At 37.6% G+C, this 676-nt stretch carries 1 protein-coding gene; it reads left to right on the top strand.

The genetic code is table 11. From position 1 onward, the window contains the following. Nucleotides 1-668: collagen-like triple helix repeat-containing protein (locus B5E58_RS13625; RefSeq protein WP_206608595.1), on the top strand; the 668-nt coding region annotated here is incomplete at its 5' end. Nucleotides 669-676 lie beyond the last annotated feature (8 nt).

Consider the following 676-nt stretch of genomic DNA (forward strand, 5'->3'; position numbering starts at 1 on the left):
CTGTGTTTTATACTAATAAATTAATGATTAGTATTACTGAGTCAGCAAAGCCAAGAAGTTTGCAAGCTATTTGTCTTCCGGGAATATATGAGCAAATCATGCAGAAGTTTGCTGAATTAGAAGATAAAATATCTCAAGAATCAATTGAAAAAGCCGTAGAAGAATATTTTATTAATAATCCAATAGACACACTAACGGAAGAAGAAGTCACACAGATTGCGACTAATGTTTTAAATAATTATAAGGATAGTGTTCCTGAATGGATAAAGACACCGAATAAACCAACATATACAGCTAGTGAAATTGCTTTCGCTGATGGTCAAACTTTCCAAGAGAAATATAATGACGGTCAGCTAAAAGGTGACACTGGACCACAAGGTCCTCAAGGGGAACAAGGTCCAACAGGCGAAACAGGACCACAAGGTCAAGATGGTAAGAGTGCAACAATCACAGGAGCAACAGCCACTATTGACGATACATCAGGAACACCAACTGTTAATGTTGTAGCAGGCGGAACAGAATTAGCTCGTAGTTTTCAGTTTGATTTCACTGGATTGAAGGGGAAAACACCTGTTAAAGGCACTGATTATTTTACTGAAACCGATAAACAGGAAATTGTGCAAGATGTTCTTAATGCGATACCCAATGGAGATGAGGTGGGTTATTAATGGGAATA

This window comes from Tyzzerella sp. An114 (genome assembly GCF_002161055.1).
Classification (GTDB): domain Bacteria; phylum Bacillota; class Clostridia; order Lachnospirales; family Anaerotignaceae; genus Fimicola; species Fimicola cottocaccae.